Below are 20,707 nucleotides of genomic sequence, written 5' to 3'. Positions count from 1 at the left end.
CGTGGAGCGCGTTCATGTAGAGACCGCCCGTGTGGACCTCGCCGGTGTAGACCTCACCCGTGGACACGAACTCCAGGCGTGCCGGCTCCGGGTGCACTGGCTCCGGGTGCGCCGACTCCGTATGCGAAGCCGCGACCTGGGGATCCTCCCTGTGCGGCGGCTCCATGATCTGGAGTGCCTCCATGTGGGGTGCGGCCGTGTCGGTCCCCTCCATCAACTCCGCCGCCTCCATGTGCTGCTGTGCCTCCGCGAGCCCGATGCCCCGTTGGAACGCGGCCATCAGGCCCGGGTCGTGGCCCGCGGGGTCCTCGGAGTCCTGGCGCGGTGCCGGGCCGTCGCGGAGTTGGGGTGCGATGTGTTCCTGGGCGCGANCGGCGGGGCCGTTGGGGCGGCTCCATGGGCAAGCCGCCCCAACTGCCCCGCCGTCGCGCCCAGGAACACATCGCACCCCAACTCTTCCTGGGCGCGACGGCGGGGCAGTTGGGGCGGCTTGCCCATGGTGCCGCGTACGGCTCCGCCGCGCGGGACGGGCGGTGCGGTGACGTTCTCGGCCACGGTCCCCCGATCGTCGGGACGGATGCCGGGTACGGCCTCCGAGGGGTTGGCCCGCTCGGCGTGGGCGCCGCGCACCGGCAACGGCACCGGTCCGCCGCCGTTCGGCCCCGGCGCTGCGGGCGGTACGGAGTCCCGTCGTTGATGCCGGCCCGGCGCCCCTGACCCGCGCTGGTGCCGTCCCGACCCGCCGGGCGACCCCAATACGCCCTGACCAGGCGCCTGTTGACCTCCCTCGGTCCCGCCCTGCGTCCCGGTCCGCGGAGCCTGCTGCGGCGGTGCGAGCGGCTGTCCCCCGCCCAGGGTGTCCTGCGGCTGCCCGGCAATCCCGGGGGCGCCCGGCGTCGTACCGCCCAACAGGGCCTGTGGCACGACGAGTACGGCCTGCACCCCGCCGTAGATGTTGGTCTGGAGGCGGACGTGGATGCCGTGGCGGCGGGCGAGTTGGGAGACCACGAACAGGCCGATGCGGCCGTCGGCCAGCAGGCTGGCGACGTTGACCTGGTCGGGGTCGGTGAGCAGGGCGTTCATCCGGCTCTGCTCACCGAGAGGCATACCGAGGCCGCGGTCCTCGACCTCGACGGCGAGGCCCGAGGTCACGAGGTTGACGCGGAGCAGCACCTGGGTGTGCGGGGCGGAGAACACCGTGGCGTTCTCGACGAGTTCGGCCAGCAGGTGGATCACGTCGGCGACGGCGTGGCCGCGCAGGGTGCCGCCGATCGGCGGCACGAGTTTGACGCGGGAGTACTGCTCGACCTCGGCGATGGCGGAGCGCAGCACCTCGGTCATGGAGACCGGGTTGCTCCACTGCCTGCGGGAGACGGCGCCGCCGAGGACGGCGAGGTTCTCGGCGTGGCGGCGGATGCGGGTGGCGAGGTGGTCGACGTGGAAGAGGCCTTTGAGCAGGTCGGGGTCCTCGATCTCGTTCTCCAGCTCGTCGAGGATGGAGATCTCGCGGTGCACGAGGGACTGCAGGCGCCGGGCGAGGTTCACGAAGACCTCGACCTTCTGCTCGCTGCCCGCCTGACTGGAGAGCTGGGAAGCCGCGACGACGGCGGTGACGGCGCCGTCGTGGGCGTGTGCCAGATCGGCGGCGAGGAGGTCGAAGTCGTCGGCGTCCCCGGGGGGCCTGCTGCGCGGCTTGCGCTGGGGCGGGCCCTCGCCGCGGCGCAGCGCCTCGACCAGCTCGCGCAGATCGGCCTCGCCGCGCGCGCTGCTGCGGCGCAGGGCGCCGATGCGGTCGCTGACGGAACCGGCGGCACGGCCGGCGGCCACGGCGGCGATCAGGATGCCCGCGAACGTCACCGAGGTGGCGCCGGCGAGGACACCCCAGAGGGTGAGGCTGGTCCGCGCTCCGGTGGAGCGGACGGTGAACAGGACGGCCGCGCTGGCACTCAGCGCGACCGCGATCGGCGGCAGCACGGCGAGCCGCAGGAGTTGGGGGCGTATGTGCGTCTCGGGCAGTGCGGGCACGGGGCGGGCGGCCGGTCGCCCGTGCCGGCCGCCCTCACGGCGGTCTGCGCGTGCGGCCGGTGCACGGAGTTGAGACATCGGCGTCCTCGTACTTGGTGCGTCGGGCCGTTGGTTCGCGCGGGGTGCGCGATTCGGGCATACGCCACAGCGGTGCCGGTCGAGAGAGCCGAAGAATTCGGCCCCGCGTCGCCCGACGGACACTCACAGTAGTCGTCAACGCATCAGGTGCGGTGGGCAGTTGACAAAGTCCCACGGGCCGCGTCCCGCTCTGGTATGAGGCCTCGCACGGCAGACCGATAACCCCTCGGGCCGTATGCCGAAGAAGGACAAAGAATCGATCGACCCTGATCGGAACCGGTCACGAACACACGTCGGGGGCCGAGGGGTTCACCACCCCTCGGCCCCCGACATCCGTCTCCCCCTCACCCGCGGACAAGCCGCGGGGACCCGCTTCGGGGAACTTCACCGCCCTCGGCCGTTCCCCTGAACATCACGGAGCGTGTCGTTCAGCGTTCGTTCGCCAGGTCCAGTTCCGCCGGGGTCGCCGCCTGCTTCGGTTCCGTCGCGACCGGCTCCGGGGTCTTCCAGTGACGGGCGACCGTCCCCCCGAAGGGGCGCCACCAACGGGCCGTCGTCAGGTCGCCGCCCGGTTCGAACGGCTCACCCGGCGTCGGGGTGGCCACGGTCTGGCCCACCGCTTCGCCCTCGTCCGCGGTCCACTCGCCGGGCTCGGCCCACGCGTGCAGTGCCAGATTGAACGTGCCCCAGTGGATCGGCAGCAGCACCCCGTGCGGCTGCCCGCCCTGGAGGTCGAGGTGGGCGCGCATGCCCTCCTCGGGCGTCATGTGGATGTCGGGCCAGAACTCGCTGTACGCGCCGATCTGGATCATCGTGGCGTCGAACGGGCCGTGCGCGGCACCGATGTCCTTGAAGCCCTCGAAGTAGCCGGTGTCGCCACTGTGGTAGATCCGGTGCTCGTCACCGGCGACCACCCAGGAGGCCCAGAGCGTGTGCTGGGTGTTGCGCAGACCGCGCCCGCAGAAGTGGCGGGCCGGGGTCGCGGTCAGGGTGAGGCCGCCGACCTTGGTCTCCTGGTGCCAGTCCAGCTCGCGCAGCCGGTCGGGGGACACGCCCCAGTGCTCCAGGTGGGCGCCGACGCCGAGCGGCACGGCGAACAGGGTGTCCGTGTCGGCCAGCGCCTTGATCGTGGGCATGTCCAGGTGGTCGTAGTGGTCGTGCGAGATGACCACGACGTCGACCGGGCCGAGCGCGGCAATCGGCAGGGGCACCGGGTGCAGCCGCTTGGGTCCGGCGAACGGGAACGGGGAGCAGCGCTCGCCCCACACCGGGTCGAAGAGCACCCGGTGGCCGTCGATCTCCGCCAGCACACTGGAGTGCCCCATCCAGGTCAGCCGCAGCCCGGTCGCGGCGGGCGCGGCCAGGTCGGCGAGGGTGGTGGCGTGCACCGGCAGCGTGCCCTCGGGGGCGCGGCGGGCGCGCTGCTCCTTGTCGAGGTAGGACTTCCCCATCTCGCGCATCGTGCCGCCGGACGGGCGGACGTTCGTGTTCCCCCCGGGGTTCTGGAAGACCCCGTCCTTGAAATGGGGTGATCTGCGAATGCGCGCCAGGCGCTCGCCGCTCGGGTCCGCGCCGAAGGCAGCGGGCTGCAGCGCGCGGAGCCCGGAGCTCAGCGTACGGAATCCGGTCACGATGCCTCCAGGTCGGGTCGTTCAGGCTTTCCATTATGGTCGACCCCTGTGACAACGCCGGTGCGTCGGCGTCACGGAGCCCGCTTTCCAAGGAAAGACCAAAGTTCCGCGCCGAGGGTTGACGCCACGGGGCGGGATCAGATCGCCCGTGGCCTCTTCCGTCGGCTCTTCCCTCGGCGCTTCCGTCGGCCCTTCCGTTGACAGGACCCGACACCACTCCCGATACTGACTCGCCGTTCAGTAATTGGCCTGTCGGCCGATGCCGCGAGGAGTCCCCATGACCGCCCCCCTGATGTCGCTCACCTGGACCGACCACGTCACCGGCCGCCAGGGCTTCCTGGTCGTCGACCGGCTGGTGCGCGGGGTGTCCAGCGGCGGACTGCGGATGCGGCCGGGCTGCACGCTCGACGAGGTCGCGGGGCTCGCCCGCGGCATGACCATGAAAGAGGCGCTGCACTACGACCCGGAGGGCCGCTACGTCCCCCTGGGCGGCGCCAAGGGCGGCATCGACTGCGATCCCCAGGACCCGATGGCATACGGCCTCCTCGTGCGCTATCTGCGCGCCGTGCGGCCGTACATCGAGAGCTTCTGGACGACGGGTGAGGACCTCGGGCTCACCCAGGACCTGGTCGACCGGGCCGTCGCCGAGGCGGGGCTCGTGTCGTCGATCCAGGCCGTGTATCCGCTGCTCGACGACGAGGCGGCGGCCCGGCGGCGGCTCGCGGACGCGTTCGCGGTCGAGGTGGACGGCATCGGTCTCGACGAGCTGGTGGGCGGCTGCGGGGTCGCCGAGTCGGTGCTCGCGGCGCTGGACCGGGCGGACGTGCCGTACGCGGGGACGCGGGTCGCCGTGCAGGGGCTGGGCACCATGGGCGGGGCCACGGCGCGGTTCCTCACGCGCGCGGGGCTGACGGTCGTCGCCGTCGCCGACCTGAAGGGGACGATCGCGAACCCGGCCGGCCTCGACGTGGACGCACTGCTCGCGGCCCGGGACGGGTACGGCGCCGTGGACCGTTCCGCGCTGCGCGCCGGTGACCTCGAACTCCCCGGCGACGACTGGCTGTCCGTCGAGGCGGAGGTGCTGGTTCCGGCGGCGGTGTCGTACGCGATCGACACCACGAACCAGCAGCGGATCGGCGCCCGTTGGATCGTCGAGGCGGCCAACATGCCGGTCCTGCCCGAGGCGGAGGAACTGCTGTCCGCGCGTGGAGTCGTCGTCCTGCCTGACGTGGTCGTGAACTCCGGGACGAACGCCTGGTGGTGGTGGACCCTGTTCGGCGACATCGGCGCGGACGCGGAGGAGGCGTTCGCCCACACCCGGCGTTCGATGCGCGCCCTGATCGACCTGATGCTGGCCCGCGCGGAGGCCGACGGCACGACACCGCGCGCCGCCGCGCACGCCATCGTCGCGGACCGGCTGCCGGTCATCGCGGAGCGGTTCGGCTGGTACCGGTGAGGCACGGGGCCACACCTTCAGGGGCCACGGAATAGGGTGATCGCGTGGCGAGAGTGCGGTTGGGCGTGGCGGAGCGGCGTGCGGAGTTGTTGCGGGCCGCCGTCGAGCAGATCGAGGCGCGGGGGGTGGCGGCGGTCAGGATCGCCGACGTGGCCTCGGCGCTCGGGGTGAGCAACGCGCTGGTGCTCTATCACTTCTCGACCAAGGAGAAGCTGGTCGCCGCCGCGTTCACCTTCGCCGCGGAGGACGACCTCGCGCATCTGCGCAAGCTGCTCGGCCGCCGTACGACCGCGCTGCGCCGGCTGCGGGCGGCGGTGCGCTGGTACGCGCCGACCGGGCAGGCCAAGGGCTGGCGGCTGTGGATCGAGGGCTGGGCGGCGGCGCTGCGGGAACCCGCCCTCCTGGACGTCACCCGCGATCTCGACCGGCAGTGGAAGCGGGCGCTCGCGGAGGTCGTCGCCGAGGGGGTCACCGCGGGCGAGTTCCACTGCCCGGACCCGGCCACCACGGCCCTGCGCCTCACGGCACTCCTCGACGGACTCGCCGTACAGATGACGGCGTACGCGGGAGCGGTGTCGCGGGCGCGGGCCCTGGAGTGGGTCGACGAGGCCCTGGCCCGCGAACTGGGCCTGGACCGGGCGGCGTTGACGGCGCCCTGAGTCGCCTCCCCGCAGACGCTCGGTCCAGATCGCGGACGGCGGGGCGCCGGGCGACGGCGCGGCCACGCGCGCGCGGACCGGCAGCGCGGCTCATGGTGGTCGGCATGCCGGTGCGCCGCCTGCGGACCCGGTCAGGCGCGCGCTTGGACCTGCGGGCCGATACGGGCAAGCGGACAGGTGCGGGCCTGCGGATGGGGGTCGTCCGGCAGCCGGGGACAGTTCGGGGTCACGTCGACACCCCGGTCCGTCCACCGCCGTTCACGACTGCGGCCACCCCGCGAGCCCCACGCCCCCTCAAGCCACCCAGTCGATCCGCATCTTGATGTCGTCCGGCGACAACGCGCCCTTCGCCTCCACATGGTCCCCCGAGGACTCGCCCCGCAGCCGGCGGCCGATCCACGGCACCAGGTACTCGCGCGCCCAGTGGACGTCGTCGCGCCGGATGTCGAGGGTGCCGCGCGGGGGCAGCGGCGGCCAGGGCTGGTCCGGGTCGGCCGGGATCTCGACGCCGAGGACCTGGCCGGCGCGGAGCGCCACGCGCGTGTGCCCCTCGGGAGAGAGGTGGAGCCGGTCGCCGTCCCAGGCCCGCCGGTCCTGGACCGTCTTGAGGGACCACAGGTCGAGCACCGGGCAGCCGTAGCGGTCGGCGATGGCCCGCACATGTCCGTTGTAGGTGGCGATCTTGCCGCGCAGATGCTTGAGCACGGGCACGTTACGGGTGTCGAAGCCGGTCGTCACCATGACCGTGCCGACGGCGGCGGTGAGGTCGGCGACCGCGCGTTCGAAGCGCTCGGCGACCTCGTCGGGGTCGGTGCCGGGACGGATGATGTCGTTGCCGCCGGCGCAGAAGGAGACCAGGTCGGGGCCGATCTCCTTGGCACGGGTGAGCTGGTCGGCCACGATCTGGTCGAGCAGCTTCCCGCGCACCGCGAGGTTGGTGTACTCGAAGTCGCCCTCGGGCCGCCGGTCCGCGAGCAGTACCGCGAACCGGTCGGCCCAGCCGACCATCGCCCCGTCGGGCCCTGGATCGCCGACGCCCTCGGTGAAGCTGTCCCCCACCGCCACGTACGACCCGATCACTGATCTGTTGTCACTCTTCGAATCGTTAGCCACGGCAACCATAATTCACCCTGGAGTGTGACCTACGCGATCGTAATATGGGGTTGACGGACGGTGAGATAAGCCACTTGTAAAGTGTTGTCCAAAGTCGGAATAAGCCCCTGATCAGGGGCGTTGACCCCGGGAACTGCCCTGAGCAGGGGCCCGGGAGGTCAGCCGACGGTGACGCCGTGCGAGCGGAGGTAGGCGACCGGGTCCACGTCCGAGCCGTAGTACGGCGTCGTCCGGATCTCGAAGTGCAGGTGCGGGCCGGTCACGTTGCCGGTCGCTCCGGAGAGGCCGATCTGCTGGCCCTCGGTCACGGTCTGGCCGGCCGAGACGGACAGCTGCGACATGTGGGCGTACTGCGAGTACTCGCCGTCCGCGTGCCGGATCACGACCTCGTTGCCGTAGGCGCCGTCATAGGCCGCCGAGACGACCGTGCCCGCGGCGACCGCCTTGACGGTGGTACCGGTCGGGACGACGAAGTCGACACCGGTGTGATAGCCGCTGGACCACATGCTGCCCGCGACGTGGTAGCCGGTGCCGATCGTGCCGCCGGTCACGGGGAGGGTGTAGCCGCTGGAGGTGCTGGTGCTGTCGTCGCTCTGGGTGGCGGTCGTCTTCTTCGACGAAGACGAAGAAGACGAGGACGAAGAAGACGAGGACGAAGAAGACGAGGACGAACTGGAGGACGAACCGGACGACTTGGTCGTGCTCGCCCCCGTGCCCGTGCTCGTACCCGTCGTGGCCTTCTTGCCGAGGGAGAGCTTGAGGCCCGGGTGGATCAGTGAGGGGTCGGCGCCGATGGCCTCGCGGTTGTCCTGGTAGATCTTCTTCCAGCCGCCGGTGACGTCCTGCTCGTCGGCGATCTTCGCGAGCCAGTCGCCCGCCTTCACCGAATACGTCTTGACGCCCTCGGTCCTGGCGGTCGCCGCCTTCTGCGTCACCGTCTTCTCGGTCGTCGGAACCGACTGAACGGCCTTTTCCGGGGCGGAAGTCGAGGTGGCCGCATGGGCGCCGGTGGCCCCCATGAGCGGAAGCGCGAGTGCCGCGCCGCCCGTTCCGGCCACGGCTATCGAGCGGGAGAAACGCTGGGACTTCGGACGGCGGTGCTTACCCTTCGCGGGCATGACGAATTCCTCTCCGGCGCCTGCGGGGTGAGCTGTCGGGTGCGGGCTGGAGATGCCCGGCCGCGCGCTGGTCGCGGCTAAACCCCAAGCCCGTTCCGGAGACCGGAACAGGCGTCCTACCTGTGGGTCCCCCGCTCCTGCCGCATACGGGTGGGTGTGTGCGGAGTCCGGTCGGCGGCAGGATTGGGCGTCCGTCCGGATTGGTGGCGAACGTAAGCGAGGAAGACGCAAAGGGACAAGCAGGAGGTTCCACGGATATGCGTTCCTTGTGATCCCCTGTGGGAATTCACAGTCACCCTCTGTGAATTCCCATGGGACTCAACCCCTCAATCCCCCTGCAAAAGCACGCCAATTACGTGAACATGACGAGCGACGTACGGTCACGAATATGACGCTGCTCACGTGCGTTCCCCTCAGGTTCCTTTATTCCAGAGCGAGTTGGCACGAAGGCTGCAATTAGGACAGAAGGCTCAGATACGACGCAGCCGGATAACCGTCGCATCGAGGTCACCGCGCAGCCCGGTACGCAGCCCGTGGTGCAACAGAACCGCACCCCGGTGGACTTCACCCGTTTCGAGGCATTCGTACGACGCCGTCGGGTCGAGCCCGCGCAGCCGGAGCGCCGGCAGCGGCTCGCCGTAGTGCTGCGCCTGGAGCAGGGCGAGAACGACGGTCTCCTCGCCGCGCACGTACTGCACGGCGCTCAGTCCGCCGCTCGGCGCGCGCAGCCGGTACAGGTCGCCGTGCTGCACGAGCGGCCGGATCTCCTTGTAGAGGTCGACCCAGCGACGGGCCTCGGCGAGGTCCTCGTCGCTCCACTCCGAGAGGTCGCCGCCCACCCCGAGCACCCCGGCCATGGAGCTCACGAACCGGAAACGCAGGCTGCTGACCCGGTCGTTGAGCTGGGTGTTGGGGCTGTCGGTGACCCAGGCGGCCATCACGCGCGCGGGGTGGATCTGGCTGAAGCCGTGCTGGATGGCGAGCCGGTCGAGCGGGTCGGTGTTGTCCGAGGTCCACACCTGGTCGGTGCGGCTCATGATGCCGAGGTCGATGCGGCCGCCGCCACCCGAGCAGGACTCGAAGGCCACGCCCGGGTGCGCCTCCCGCAACCGGTCCAACAGGGCGTACAGGGCGCGCACATGGTCGACCCAGAGGCGCTGCGGGTAGGCGTCGCCGGGCCAGCCCGCGTCGGTGAAGCAGCGGTTGAAGTCCCACTTCACGTAGTCGATCGGGGCACTGGAGAGCAGCCCGTGGAGCTGCTCCCAGAGGTACTCCTGAACGTCCTCGCGGGCCAGGTTGAGGACGAGCTGATTGCGGAACTCTGTCCGCTTTCGCCCCTCCTGGTACTGCACCCAGTCGGGGTGTGCGCGGTACAGGTCGCTGTCCGGGTTGATCATCTCGGGCTCGACCCAGATGCCGAACTGCATGCCCAGCGCGTGGACACGGTCGGCGAGCGGCTTGAGTCCCGCCGGGAAGCGGTCCGGGTTGGGGGTCCAGTCACCGAGCCCGGCGCGGTCGCTGGTGCGGGCGCCGAACCAGCCGTCGTCGACCACGAACAGCTCGACCCCGACCGCCGCCGCCCGCTGCGCGAGCGTCTCCTGCTGCTCCTCGGAGATGTCGAACTGGGTGGCCTCCCAGGAGTTGTAGAGCACCGGCCGGTCCTGGTCCGCGTCCGGGATGACGTACGTCCGCTGGTACGTGTGCCAGGTGCGGCTGGCGCCGCCGTGGCCGCCGTCGCTCCACAGCCCGGCGAAGACGGGGGTCGTGAAGGACTCCCCCGGCGCCAGGAGCAGCAGGCCGGAGTCGTCGTACCCGGCGCCGCCGGTGATCTGCACGCGCGCGTCCGAGAGTTGGGCCACGGCCAGCCGCCAGGACCCCGACCAGCCGAGGGCACAGCCGTAGACCTCGCCGCGCTCCTCGGTGGCGTCGATGTCGAGAGCCACCCAGGGCAGGTGCTGATGCCCGGTGTGGCCGCGCCGGCTGCCGATGACCTTCTCACCGTAGGTGAGCTCGGAACGCACCAGCCGCGACTCGGCGGCCCACCGCCCGTGCAACTGCGACAGCCGCCACCCCTCGCGCTCGGGCAGCGTCCACACACCGGAGTCGGCACGCAGCAGCTCCACCGGCTCGTCCCCGCCGTTGTCGAGACTCGTCCAGCGCTCTACGACGTCGCCGCGCGTCCGGTAGTGCAGCGTGATCGCCAGTCCGGTGTCCCGGAAGCGGAGCCGCAGCTCGTCGCCCTCGGTGTCGTACCGCTCGAAGGTCCATTCCGTGCCGCGGCGCCCGGGGGTGCGCACGGACAGGGCGGGCCGGGCGAAGCGGGGGCCGCCCTCGACGGGGTACTCCTCGCGTCCGTCGAGCGGGGACTCGAAGGAGGAGCCGGAGGGCAGCGGGCGGGCGGCGAGCTCCTCGGCGTCGGCGAGTGCGATCGCGGGGCCCCAGTGCAGGTGGAGCAGCTCGTCGTGCTCGGTGAGATGGACGGCGTAGCTGCTTGTGGGGCCCGACAGCACCCACGTCCGGCCGTTCTCGGCGATCTCCAGCATCAGGTTCCTCACAGATTCGAACAAGTCCGCTCAAGCGCCAACATCATCGACGTCCGAGGGGTCGTGAGGCAACGCCTGTGGACAACTCATTGCCTCAGGAATCGATGTCGTATCGTCGAGAACGTGCCCGCCGGTGAGCCGCGCCGCCGGGCCCAGTGGGAGGAGTCCTCGTGACGCAGCAGATTCCGTCGACCGAGCCGGAGTTGTCCGGAGTACGCAATTTCCGGGACGTGGGCGGACTTCCGACGGTGGACGGACGGCGGGTGCGGCACGGGGTGTTGTTCCGCAGCGGCCATCTCGCGCACGCGACCGAGGAGGACGCCGCGTTCCTCGACTCGCTGGGTCTGCACACGATATTCGACTTCCGCAACGCGTCGGACCAGAAGCTGGAGGGTCCCGACGTCGAGCTGCCCGGCGTGCGCAATGTGAACCTGCCGCTGAGCGACCCGGCGGACGGCTCCGAGTTCTGGAAGATGGTCCGCGACGGCGAGATCGAGCAGTTGCGCGAGATCCTCGGCGGCGACAAGGGCGCGGACCGGATGATCGCCTCGTACCGCACGATCGTCAAGGAGCGCACCGCCGAACACTCCCAGGTGCTGCGCTCGCTCGCCGAGGACAGTGTTCCCGCGCTGATGCACTGCGCGGCGGGCAAGGACCGCGCGGGCCTGTCGATAGCCGTGACGCTGCTCGCCCTGGGCGTGGAGCGCGAGGCGATCGTCACCGACTACCTGGAGTCGAACGCGAAGCACCGCCGCTACCAGGTGCGCCGCAGCAACTCCTCCGTCGCCGGCTACTCCCCCGAGGTGATGGAGCTCCTCAGCCCCCTCTTCGACGCCCGCGCCGAGTATCTGACGGCGGCCTTCGAGACCGTCGAGGAGACCTGGGGCAGTGTGGACGCCTATCTGGAGCAGGGCTTGGGGATCACCCCGGAGATCCGGGAGCGGCTGCGCGAGCGCCTGCTCGACTGAACTCGCCGCGTAGGCGGGCTACTTGGCGCCCACGGAGAACAGCAGGTAGATGAAGGCCGCGAAGAGGTGGCCGACGGCGATGTAGATGATGAGCCGCACCCACAGGGCGCGGGGGAACTTGTCCTCGATGTTGTTGCCGCTCATGGCGTCTCTCCGGTGATCGGGCCCAGGCACAGGGTGGCCGTGGGGCTCTGGAGCAGGGTGTGGACGAACAGGACCTCGACACCGGTCTCGTCGGCGGCGGCGAGCCGGTGCGGGGTGAGCGAGTCGAAGTGCGCGCTGTCGCCCGGTCCGAGGAGGTGCGCGGTGTCGCCGAGGCGCAGCCGCAGCCGGCCCTTGAGGACGTACAGCCACTCCTCGCCGGGGTGGACGCGCACGATGTCGCCCTGGGAGCCGTGCGGGATGCGGACGCGCAGCGACTGCATCCCGCGGCCGTGGGCGCCGGCCTGCCAGTAGGTCCAGCCGCCCGCGTGGGTCGGTTCCATGTCGGCGGCGCGCACGACGGCGTCCCGGTCGGTGACCGTCTCGCCGAGCAGATCCGAGACTGTCGTACCGTAGATACGGGCCAGCGCGAGCAGCATCGGCAGCGAGGGCTGGCGCTGCCCGGTCTCCAGCCGGGAGAGATGGGCGGGCGAGAGTCCGGCCGAGCGGGCGGCGACCTCCAGCGTGAGGGAGGCGCGGCGGCGCAGGGCGCGGAGCTGTGGAGCGACGGTGGCCGGCAGGTCGTCGGCCGGTCCGGCCGGCGGTTCAGGTCCGGCCGGCGGTTCCGGCTCGGTCTCGGTCTCGGAAGAGCTCATGCCGTCTATTCAGCCGCAGGATTGCCTCCGCGGCAAATTTCTTGCCACAGAGGCAAAAGCCCGCGACGCCCGACCTGGATCCCGGCTACCGGTTGGCCACCGCCTGCTTCACGAGCGTCTTGCTGAAGTCCCACATCAGCCCGCCGCCGCTGTGCGCGTCGTCCATCACGGCCGTGAAGGCGTCCACGAACCGGTCCACCTCGCGCTCCCCGACGACCAGGGGCGGGATCAGCTTGATGACCTCCAGATGGTCACCGGAGACCTGGGTGAGGATGCGGTGCCGCTGGAGCAGCGGTACGACCACCATCTGCGCGAACAGGCCCTTGCGCGCGGCCTGCAGCATGGTCCAACGGCTGCGCAGCTTCAGCGACTTGGGCTTCCCGAACTCGATGCCGATCATCAGGCCCCGGCCGCGGACGTCGGCGAGCAGCTCGTACTTGTCGATCAGCGCGGCGAGCCGCGACCTCAACTGGTCTCCGGTGGCACGGGCGTTGGCGACGATCTGCTCGTTCTCCATGACGGACAGCACCGCGAGGCCGGCCGCCATGGCCTGGGCGTTGGACCCGAAGCTCGCGGAGTGGACCAGCACGCGGTCCATGGACGAGTAGACCTTCTTGAAGATCCAGTCCTTGCCGAGGGTCGCGCCGACCGGCACATAACCGCCGGACAGCGCCTTGGCCACGCACACCAAGTCCGGTTCCACGCCGTCCTCGTGCTGATAGGCGTAGAAGTCGCCGGTACGGCCGAGCCCGGTCTGCACCTCGTCGGCGATGAGCAACGCCTTGTGCTGCCGCAGGAGTTCCTGCGCGGCGCGCAGATAGCCGGGCGGTGCCTCGTGCACCCCCTTGCCCTGGATCGGCTCCACGACGAGAGCGGCGACGTCGCCCTTCTTCAACTCCCGTGCCAGGGCGTCGAGATCACCGAGCGGCACGGCGGTGTCCGGCAGCAGCGGGGCGAAGCCGTCCCGGAAGCCGTCCTCGCCGTTGACCGAGAGCGAGCCGGTGGTCAGGCCGTGGAAGGCGTGGTCGCAGTACAGGACGCGCGGCTTCCCGGTGGCGTACCGGGCGAACTTGAGCGCGGTCTCGACCGCCTCCGTACCGCTGTTGCCGAAGAACACCCGGTCCAGGTGCGGGCTGTGGGTGAGCAGCTTCTCGGCGAGCAGACCGGGCAGCGGCTGGCAGTCGAAGCGGGTGAGGTCGGCGAGCTGGGCGTCGAGGACGTCGTGCAGCGCCTTGCGGACGACGGGGTGGTGACGGCCCAGGCCCATCACCCCGAACCCGGCGAGCATGTCCAGGTAGTCGTTGCCCTCCGCGTCCCAGAAGTAGGCGCCCTCGCCCCGCTCGTAGACCTTGTCGAAGCCGATGGTGTGCAGCATGCGCGGGAGCTGGTGGTTGAGGTACTTGCTGTGCAGCTCGTAGCGCTCGGCTCCGCGCTCGGCCAAGAGCGAGGTGAGGTCGAACTCCTTGGTCATTCGGGTTTCTCCTTGGCTGCGTGGCCGGCCCTGTCCTTGACCGCCAGGCTTGCGCTGATCCGTCCGGCGACCTCGACGGGTGTGAGGCCGATGTCGGCGAGCACCTCGCCGCGTTTGGCGTGCGCGAGGAACTGCTCCGGGATGCCGAACCGCCGTACGGGGACGTCGACTTCGGCGTCGCCCAGCGCCAGCGCCACGGCGGCGCCGACGCCGGAGGCGCGGCTGTTGTCCTCGACGACGGCCACCAGGCGGTGTTCGGCGGCGAGGCCGGGCAGCGCCGGGTCGACGGGTTTGACCCAACGGGGGTCCACGACCGTGCAGTTGATGCCGCGGGCTTCAAGGAGTTCGGCGGCCTGGAGGCAGACGGGCGCCATCACTCCTACGGCGACGAGCAGCACCTCGGGTGTCTCCGCGCCCCGGTGCAGGACGTCGAGGCCGCCCACGCGGTCGATCGCGGGGATCTCCGGTCCGACCGACTCCTTCGGGAAGCGGACGAGGGTCGGCGCGTCGTCGACGGCGACCGCTTCCCGTAGCTGGGCCCGGAGTTGGTCGGCGTCGCGCGGGGCGGCGATCCTCAGACCCGGCACGACCTGGAGGATGGACATGTCCCACATGCCGTTGTGTGACGCTCCGTCGACTCCGGTCACCCCGGCGCGGTCGAGGACGAACGTCACTCCGCAGCGGTGCAGCGCCACGTCCATCAGGAGCTGGTCGAAGGCGCGGTTGAGGAAGGTGGCGTAGACGGCGACGACGGGGTGCAGTCCCCCGGTCGCGAGGCCCGCCGCCGACACGGCCGCGTGCTGTTCGGCGATGCCGACGTCCCATACCCGGTCGGGGAACTTCGCGGCGAACTTGCCGAGGCCGACCGGGTGCAGCATGGCCGCCGTGATGGCCACGATGTCCTCCCGCTCCTCCCCGATGCGCAGGATCTCGTCGCCGAACACACTGGTCCAGGAAGGGCCGTTGGAGGGCACGAGGGGCTCGCACGTGAGCGGGTCCATCACGCCGACGGTGTGGAAGTGGTCCTCCTCGTGGGCGAGGGCGGGTTCGTAGCCGCGCCCCTTCTCCGTGAGGCAGTGGACCAGGACCGGGCCGTGGAAGCGTTTCGCGCGGCGCAGCGCGGACTCGACCGCGCCGATGTCGTGTCCGTCGATCGGGCCCACGTACTTGAGGCCCAGGTCCTCGAACATGCCCTGCGGGGCGAACGCGTCCTTGAAGCCCTTCTTCGCACCGTGCAGCGACTCGTAGACGGTGTTGCCGATGACCGGGGTGCGCAGCAGGACGTCCTTGCCCCAGGCGAGGACCTTCTCGTAGCTGTCGGTCGTGCGCAGGGTGGCGAGGTGGTTGGCGAGGCCGCCGATGGTGGGCGAGTAGGAGCGCTCGTTGTCGTTGACGACGATGATCAGCGGGCGGTCCTTGGCGGCGGCGATGTTGTTCAGCGCCTCCCAGGCCATGCCGCCGGTGAGCGCGCCGTCGCCGACGACCGCGACGACATGGCCCTTCTCGCCCTGCACCTGGCGGGCCTTGGCGAGGCCGTCGGCCCAGCCGAGCGCGGTGGAGGCGTGGCTGTTCTCGACGATGTCGTGCTCGGACTCCTCGCGCGAGGGGTAGCCGGACAGGCCGCCCTTGCCGCGCAGCTTCGAGAAGTCCTGACGGCCCGTCAGGAGCTTGTGCACATAGCTCTGGTGGCCGGTGTCCCAGACGATGCGGTCGACCGGGGACTCGAAGACCCGGTGGAGCGCGACGGTCAGTTCCACCACGCCCAGGTTGGGCCCGAGGTGACCGCCGGTCCTGGCCACCGCGTGGACCAGGAACTCCCTTATCTCTTCGGACAGTTGGCCGAGTTCCGCCTCGGACAGCGCCTTCAGGTCGCGTGGTTGACGGATGCTCTCCAGAATCGTCACGTCGGGCCCCCTTCGGTCCGTGCTGGTTCAGCTCACGGTGACGGCCGGCTCCCCCGCCGCGACGCCGTCCTGCTCCATCTGTTCGGCGATCTTCATCGCCTCCTCGATGAGGGTCTCCACGATCTTCGACTCGGGGACGGTCTTGATGACCTCGCCCTTGACGAAGATCTGGCCCTTTCCGTTGCCGGAGGCGACGCCGAGGTCCGCCTCCCGCGCCTCGCCGGGTCCGTTGACGACGCAGCCCATGACCGCGACGCGCAACGGCACCTCCATGCCTTCCAGGCCCGCAGTGACCTCGTCGGCGAGCTTGTAGACGTCCACCTGGGCGCGCCCGCAGGACGGGCACGACACGATTTCCAACCGGCGGGGCTTGAGGTTCAGCGACTCCAGGATCTGGAGGCCGACCTTGACCTCCTCCACCGGCGGGGCGGACAGCGACACCCGGATCGTGTCGCCGATGCCCTCGCTGAGCAGCGCCCCGAAGGCGACCGCCGACTTGATCGTGCCCTGGAAGGCGGGACCGGCCTCGGTGACCCCGAGGTGCAGCGGATAGTCGCTCTGCGCGGCCAGCAGCCGGTAGGCGTTGACCATCACCACGGGGTCGTTGTGCTTGACGGAGATCTTGATGTCGCCGAAACCGTGCTCCTCGAAGAGCGACGCCTCCCACAGGGCCGACTCGACGAGCGCCTCGGGCGTCGCCTTGCCGTACTTCTGGAGCAACCTCCGGTCCAGGGAACCGGCGTTGACCCCGATGCGGATCGGCGTGCCGTGGTCCTTGGCGGCCCGCGCGATCTCCTTGACCTTGTCGTCGAACTGCTTGATGTTGCCGGGGTTCACGCGAACTGCCGCGCACCCGGCCTCGATCGCGGCGAAGACGTACTTGGGCTGGAAGTGGATGTCCGCGATCACCGGGATCTGCGACTTGCGCGCGATGGTGGCCAGCGCGTCCGCGTCGTCCTGCGTGGGGCAGGCGACGCGGACGATCTGGCAGCCGGACGCGGTGAGTTCGGCGATCTGCTGGAGGGTGGCGCCGATGTCCGACGTACGGGTCGTGGTCATCGACTGGACCGAGACGGGGGCCCCGCCCCCGACCGCCACCGGCCCGACCTGGATGCGTCGCGACACACGTCGCTCGGCGATCGGCCGGACCGGCATCTCGGGGACGCCCAGGGACACTGCGGTCATGACGTCAGTCGCGGTTTCCGGCGACGGTCTCGCGCATGGCCCGCAGGGACTCCTTGAGGGAGCCCATGGTGGCGAGGACGGCGGTGGGCTCGTAGCCGCAGTGCGCCATGCAGTTGGCGCAGCGCGGGTCCTTGCCGCGGCCGTACTTGTCCCAGTCGGTCTCCTCGATCAGCTCCCGGTACGTGGGCACGTACCCGTCGCTCATCAGGTAGCAGGGGCGCTGCCATCCGAAGAGCGAGTAGTTCGGGATCGCCCAGGCCGTGCACGGGAAGTCGACCTTGCCCTCCAGGAAGTCCAGGAAGAGCGGGGAGTGGTTGAGCCGCCACTTCCTGCGGTTGCCGCCCGCGAAGGCCTTCTTGAACAGCTCGTGGGTCTGCGCGACGCCCAGGAAGTGCTCCTGGTCGGGCGCCTTCTCGTAGGCGTAGGCGGGCGAGATCATCATCTCGTCGACCTTGATGTCGTCGTTGAGGAAGTTCAGGACCTCGATGATGGTCTGCGGGGTGTCCGTGTTGAAGAAGGTCGAGTTGGTGGTGACCCGGAAGCCGCGCTTCTTGGCCTCCTTCATCGCCTCCACGGCCTCGTCGAACACACCCTCCTTCGCGACGGACTCGTCGTGCCGCTCGCGCAGCCCGTCGATGTGCACCGCGAAGGCGAAGTACGGCGAGGGCGTGAACTTGTCGAGCTTCTTGCGCAGCAGCATCGCGTTGGTGCAGAGGAAGACGTACTTCTTCTTCGCCACCAACTGCCGCACGATCTCGTCGATCTGAGGGTGCATCAGGGGCTCGCCGCCCGCGATGGACACCATCGGCGCACCGGACTCGAGCACCGCCCCGACGGCCTGAGCCACCGGCATGCGCTGCTTGAGCACGCCCGCCGGGTGCTGGATCTTGCCGCAGCCCTCGCACTTCAGGTTGCACGCGAAGAGCGGTTCCAGCTCCACGATCAGGGGGAACTTGTCCCGCTTGCGGAGCTTCTGTTCAGCCAAGTATGTAGCGACCTTGATTGTCTGGCGCAGCGGCATGGCCATCTGGCTCACCTCCGAGGGAGCAGCAAAGAACGGTGCCATTCGAAAAAAGCGGGAAGAACGGATCGAAGGACGCGGAAAGCCGATATTCCACCGCGCACCGTGCCGATCCGGACGAGTTCATGTTCAGGAGCGTCCACGACCACCCGTACGGCCGCAACCGGGCGCGCGCCCGTACGCACGGCGCTCAGCAGCGTGGCCGCCGACTCCATGTCGACCGCGATCGCGCCGGTCGCGAGCAGATCCGACCGTTCCTGACCGCGGACGATGTGATCGGAGCCGGTGAGGGGGCCGGTGTGGACGCTGCGTCCGGGCAGGGCCCGCACCAGTTCCTTGACGAGCAGCTCGGTACCGACGCACGGAACGGTTCCGCGCGCCTCCCTGGTCTCCTCGGCGACCACCAGGTCGCCGGGGTGCATGCCGGGGGCGAGTCCGGCGCAGAAGCCCGTGGCCAGTACGGCGGCCCCGGACAGCGCCGGGTCGCGGAGGCGCCGGGTGACGGCCTCCTCGGCCGCCTGCGGCCCCATCCCCGTCCGGATGACGGTGACGGGCCCGCCGGCGCCGGAGCGGTCGCCGGCGCGCAGGGCGAGGTGCTCGATGCCGAGCGCGCAGGCGATCAACAGCGGCGGTCCGGCGGGCCGGGTGCTCATCAGCCCCCCTTGGCCGGGGAGAGAGGGGCCTGGGAGAACGGTTCTCCGTGCACGAAGCGCCCGAGCGCGGTGAGCGGGAACACCTGCCGGTAGAGGTGGTAGTTGATGGAGAAGTCCCACGGGAAGCCCGTGCCGGTGAAATACGGCTCGTCCCAGGAGCCGTCCTCCCGCTGGGTCGTCGCGAGCCACTCGACGCCCCGTTCGACGGCTTTGGAGTCGTGCTCCCCCGCCGCGAGCAGGGCCATCAGCGCCCAGGCCGTCTGCGAGGCGGTGGAGGCGCCCCGGCCGCTCCATTCCTTGGCGTACTTGTAGGAGCGCAGGTCCTCGCCCCAGCCGCCGTCCTCGTTCTGCACCCGCTCCAGCCAGGTCACCGCGCGCCGGATCGCCGGGTGGGAGCCGGGGATCCCGGCTGCGGCGAGGGCGGGCACCACGGACCCTGTGCCGTAGACGTAGTTGACGCCCCAGCGGCCGAACCACGAGCCGTCCGGCTCCTGTTCGGCGAGCAGCCACTCGATGCCGCGCCGGGTGCGCGGGTCGTGGGCGAGGCCCTCGACGGCGAGCATCTCGACGACGTGCGCGGTGACGTCCGCCGACGGCGGGTCGATGACCTCGCCGAAGTCGCAGAACGGCAGCCGGTTGGGGAAGGGGCTGGTGTTGTCGACGTCGAAGGCGCCCCAACCGCCGTTCTTGGACTGCATTCCGAGGTTCCAGCGGACCGCGCGTCCGGCGGCCCGGTCCAGGCGTTCCGGGTCGTGATGTCTGACTCGGCGCAGCGCGAGCACGACCTCGGCGGTGTCGTCGATGTCGGGGTAGTTGTCGTTGTGGAACTCGAACGCCCAGCCGCCGGGCGGCAGTTGGGGCCGTTTGACCGCCCAGTCGCCGGGGCGGACGATCTCCTCCCCGAGCATCCAGTCGGCGGCCTTGACCAGTTGGGGGTGGTCGGCGGGCACGCCCGCGTCGGCGAGCGCGATGGTCGCGAGGCAGGTGTCCCACACCGGGGACTGGCAGGCCTCGATCATCCGGGCCCCGTCCTCGCGCCAGACCGCGAACCGGTCCAGCGACTCGAGTCCCGCGCGCATCACGGGGTGTTCGAGGTCGTAGCCGAGCAGATGCAGGGCGATCACCGAGTACACGGCGGGCGGCTGGATGCCGCCCCAGCAGCCGTCGTTCTCCTGCCGCTCGATGATCCAACGCGCGGCCGCTTTCATGGCCGCCCCGCGCAGCTTGCGCGGCGCGACCTTGCGGTAGAGGTGCAGCGCCTTGTCGAGCCGCTGGAAGGCGCCGTCCCAACTCGCCACCGGGGCAAGGGGCTTGACGGGGTTCGGATTGTCGGCGTCGGTGTGGAGTTCGTCGAGCGGGAAGGGCGCGGGCCGCACCGGCCGCTTCGCGGAGACGACGGTGAGCGGCACGATGGTCTGCCGGGCCCAGCATCCGAAGTCGTAGATGTTGAGCGGTACCCAGGTGGGGAAGTAGAGGAGTTCCGGCGGGAGTTCGGGCAGGTCGTCCCACTTCCACCAGCCGAACAGGGCGAGCCAGATCCGGGTGAAGACCCGGGCCGAGGCGATGCCGCCCCGCTCGCGCACCCAGGCGGAGGCCTTCGCCATGTGCGGGGCGTCCGGCGCGTCACCGGCCAGCCGGAGGGCGACGTACGCCTCGATGGTGGTGGAGAGTTCGCCGGACCCGCCGTAGAAGCTGGCCCAGGTGCCGTCCGCGCGCTGTTCGCCGCGGATGAAGAGTGCGGCGGCCTGGGTGGTCGACTCGTCGCGGATGCCCAGGAACTGACGGAGCAACAGATCTTCGGCGTCCATGGTGACGTTCGTCTCCAGGTCGCCCTTCCACCAGCCCTGGGCGTCCTGCTGCGCGAGGAGGAAGTCGGTGGCACGTTGTACGGCGAGTGCGGCGGCGTCGTGCACCCCGGCCGCCACGGGGGTGTTGATGTCGGTTTCGCTGGCCGCGGCAACCCGGGGCTGCATGGCCCCGGTGCTTCCGTCGGTCGTCGCTGTCATGGCTTCCCCTTCGTGCAGTGGCATGTCTCTGCTGTGGGTCCGCCGTCGGCCGGTGCTCGTATCTCCGCAGCACCGGCCG

17 protein-coding genes and 1 riboswitch are annotated in these 20,707 nt (G+C 70.5%); of the genes, 3 read left to right on the top strand and 14 right to left on the bottom strand.

All coding sequences use genetic code 11. The annotated features are described in order from the left end of the window. The 3 genes from JHN63_RS54655 to JHN63_RS14505 all read right to left on the bottom strand — a co-directional run. Positions 1 to 280: hypothetical protein (locus JHN63_RS54655; protein WP_267953762.1), on the bottom strand; the 280-nt coding region annotated here is incomplete at its 3' end. Next, positions 280 to 2,103, bottom strand: coding sequence for an ATP-binding protein (locus JHN63_RS14510; RefSeq protein WP_234476713.1), 1,824 nt, complete (start codon positions 2,101 to 2,103; stop codon positions 280 to 282). The genes JHN63_RS54655 and JHN63_RS14510, both read right to left, overlap by 1 nt. Before the next feature lie 428 nt (positions 2,104 to 2,531). Next, the gene (locus JHN63_RS14505; RefSeq protein ID WP_200680376.1) at positions 2,532 to 3,734 is read right to left on the bottom strand and encodes an MBL fold metallo-hydrolase; all 1,203 of its coding nucleotides are present in this window, start codon (positions 3,732 to 3,734) and stop codon (positions 2,532 to 2,534) included. 277 nt (positions 3,735 to 4,011) lie between these two features. Between JHN63_RS14505 and JHN63_RS14500 the strand changes: the two genes are divergently transcribed. Both JHN63_RS14500 and JHN63_RS14495 read left to right on the top strand, forming a co-directional pair. Then, positions 4,012 to 5,190 carry a Glu/Leu/Phe/Val dehydrogenase dimerization domain-containing protein gene (locus tag JHN63_RS14500; protein ID WP_200680374.1) on the top strand — a complete coding sequence of 393 codons (1,179 nt, stop codon included), beginning with the start codon at positions 4,012 to 4,014 and terminating at the stop codon, positions 5,188 to 5,190. Between the two features lie 44 nt (positions 5,191 to 5,234). Continuing rightward, a complete protein-coding gene (locus tag JHN63_RS14495) occupies positions 5,235 to 5,849 on the top strand; it encodes a TetR/AcrR family transcriptional regulator (RefSeq protein WP_200680372.1) in 615 nt (204 codons plus the stop codon). A gap of 294 nt (positions 5,850 to 6,143) precedes the next feature. Here JHN63_RS14495 and JHN63_RS14490 read toward each other — a convergent pair whose 3' ends face one another. The 3 genes from JHN63_RS14490 to JHN63_RS14480 form a co-directional block, all read right to left on the bottom strand. Then, positions 6,144 to 6,929: an SGNH/GDSL hydrolase family protein gene (locus JHN63_RS14490; protein WP_200680382.1), complete on the bottom strand. Its 786-nt coding sequence runs from the start codon at positions 6,927 to 6,929 to the stop codon at positions 6,144 to 6,146. A 191-nt stretch (positions 6,930 to 7,120) separates the two neighbouring features. After that, positions 7,121 to 8,080 carry a LysM peptidoglycan-binding domain-containing M23 family metallopeptidase gene (locus JHN63_RS14485; RefSeq protein WP_200680370.1) on the bottom strand — a complete coding sequence of 320 codons (960 nt, stop codon included), beginning with the start codon at positions 8,078 to 8,080 and terminating at the stop codon, positions 7,121 to 7,123. 4 nt (positions 8,081 to 8,084) lie between these two features. Continuing rightward, positions 8,085 to 8,247: riboswitch (cyclic di-AMP (ydaO/yuaA leader) on the bottom strand. A gap of 303 nt (positions 8,248 to 8,550) precedes the next feature. Further along, entirely contained in the window at positions 8,551 to 10,623 is a 2,073-nt protein-coding gene (locus tag JHN63_RS14480; protein ID WP_200680368.1) for an alpha-galactosidase, read from the bottom strand. A 170-nt stretch (positions 10,624 to 10,793) separates the two neighbouring features. Between JHN63_RS14480 and JHN63_RS14475 the strand changes: the two genes are divergently transcribed. Further along, complete coding sequence (locus tag JHN63_RS14475) at positions 10,794 to 11,591, top strand: tyrosine-protein phosphatase (protein WP_200680366.1); 798 nt, start codon at positions 10,794 to 10,796, stop codon at positions 11,589 to 11,591. A gap of 18 nt (positions 11,592 to 11,609) precedes the next feature. Here JHN63_RS14475 and JHN63_RS14470 read toward each other — a convergent pair whose 3' ends face one another. From JHN63_RS14470 to shc, 8 genes are all read right to left on the bottom strand, one after another. Further along, positions 11,610 to 11,735, bottom strand: coding sequence for a DUF6126 family protein (locus JHN63_RS14470; protein ID WP_043671431.1), 126 nt, complete (start codon positions 11,733 to 11,735; stop codon positions 11,610 to 11,612). Continuing rightward, positions 11,732 to 12,388, bottom strand: coding sequence for a helix-turn-helix domain-containing protein (locus JHN63_RS14465; protein ID WP_200680364.1), 657 nt, complete (start codon positions 12,386 to 12,388; stop codon positions 11,732 to 11,734). The genes JHN63_RS14470 and JHN63_RS14465 overlap by 4 nt, the downstream gene beginning before the upstream one ends. A gap of 85 nt (positions 12,389 to 12,473) precedes the next feature. After that, positions 12,474 to 13,859: an aspartate aminotransferase family protein gene (locus JHN63_RS14460; protein ID WP_200680362.1), complete on the bottom strand. Its 1,386-nt coding sequence runs from the start codon at positions 13,857 to 13,859 to the stop codon at positions 12,474 to 12,476. Next, positions 13,856 to 15,763 carry a 1-deoxy-D-xylulose-5-phosphate synthase gene (dxs, locus tag JHN63_RS14455; protein WP_200680360.1) on the bottom strand — a complete coding sequence of 636 codons (1,908 nt, stop codon included), beginning with the start codon at positions 15,761 to 15,763 and terminating at the stop codon, positions 13,856 to 13,858. The genes JHN63_RS14460 and dxs overlap by 4 nt, the downstream gene beginning before the upstream one ends. A 27-nt stretch (positions 15,764 to 15,790) precedes the next feature. Further along, positions 15,791 to 16,948, bottom strand: coding sequence for a flavodoxin-dependent (E)-4-hydroxy-3-methylbut-2-enyl-diphosphate synthase (gene ispG / locus JHN63_RS14450; RefSeq protein ID WP_200680358.1), 1,158 nt, complete (start codon positions 16,946 to 16,948; stop codon positions 15,791 to 15,793). Positions 16,949 to 16,952: 4 nt separating this feature from the next. Next, positions 16,953 to 17,975 (bottom strand): adenosyl-hopene transferase HpnH, encoded by a 1,023-nt coding sequence (hpnH, locus tag JHN63_RS14445; RefSeq protein WP_043671446.1) that lies wholly within the window; start codon positions 17,973 to 17,975, stop codon positions 16,953 to 16,955. Between the two features lie 5 nt (positions 17,976 to 17,980). Continuing rightward, positions 17,981 to 18,622 carry a 1-hydroxy-2-methyl-2-butenyl 4-diphosphate reductase gene (locus JHN63_RS14440; protein WP_200680350.1) on the bottom strand — a complete coding sequence of 214 codons (642 nt, stop codon included), beginning with the start codon at positions 18,620 to 18,622 and terminating at the stop codon, positions 17,981 to 17,983. Beyond that, the gene (gene shc, locus JHN63_RS14435; RefSeq protein WP_200680348.1) at positions 18,622 to 20,628 is read right to left on the bottom strand and encodes a squalene--hopene cyclase; all 2,007 of its coding nucleotides are present in this window, start codon (positions 20,626 to 20,628) and stop codon (positions 18,622 to 18,624) included. The genes JHN63_RS14440 and shc overlap by 1 nt, the downstream gene beginning before the upstream one ends. Positions 20,629 to 20,707: the final 79 nt, after the last annotated feature.

It is taken from the genome of Streptomyces sp. MBT65, from assembly GCF_016612545.1.
In the GTDB taxonomy this organism is placed as follows: Bacteria; Actinomycetota; Actinomycetes; order Streptomycetales; family Streptomycetaceae; genus Streptomyces.
Note: the sequence above shows the minus strand (reverse complement) of the source record. Positions and strands in the feature narration are given on the sequence as shown.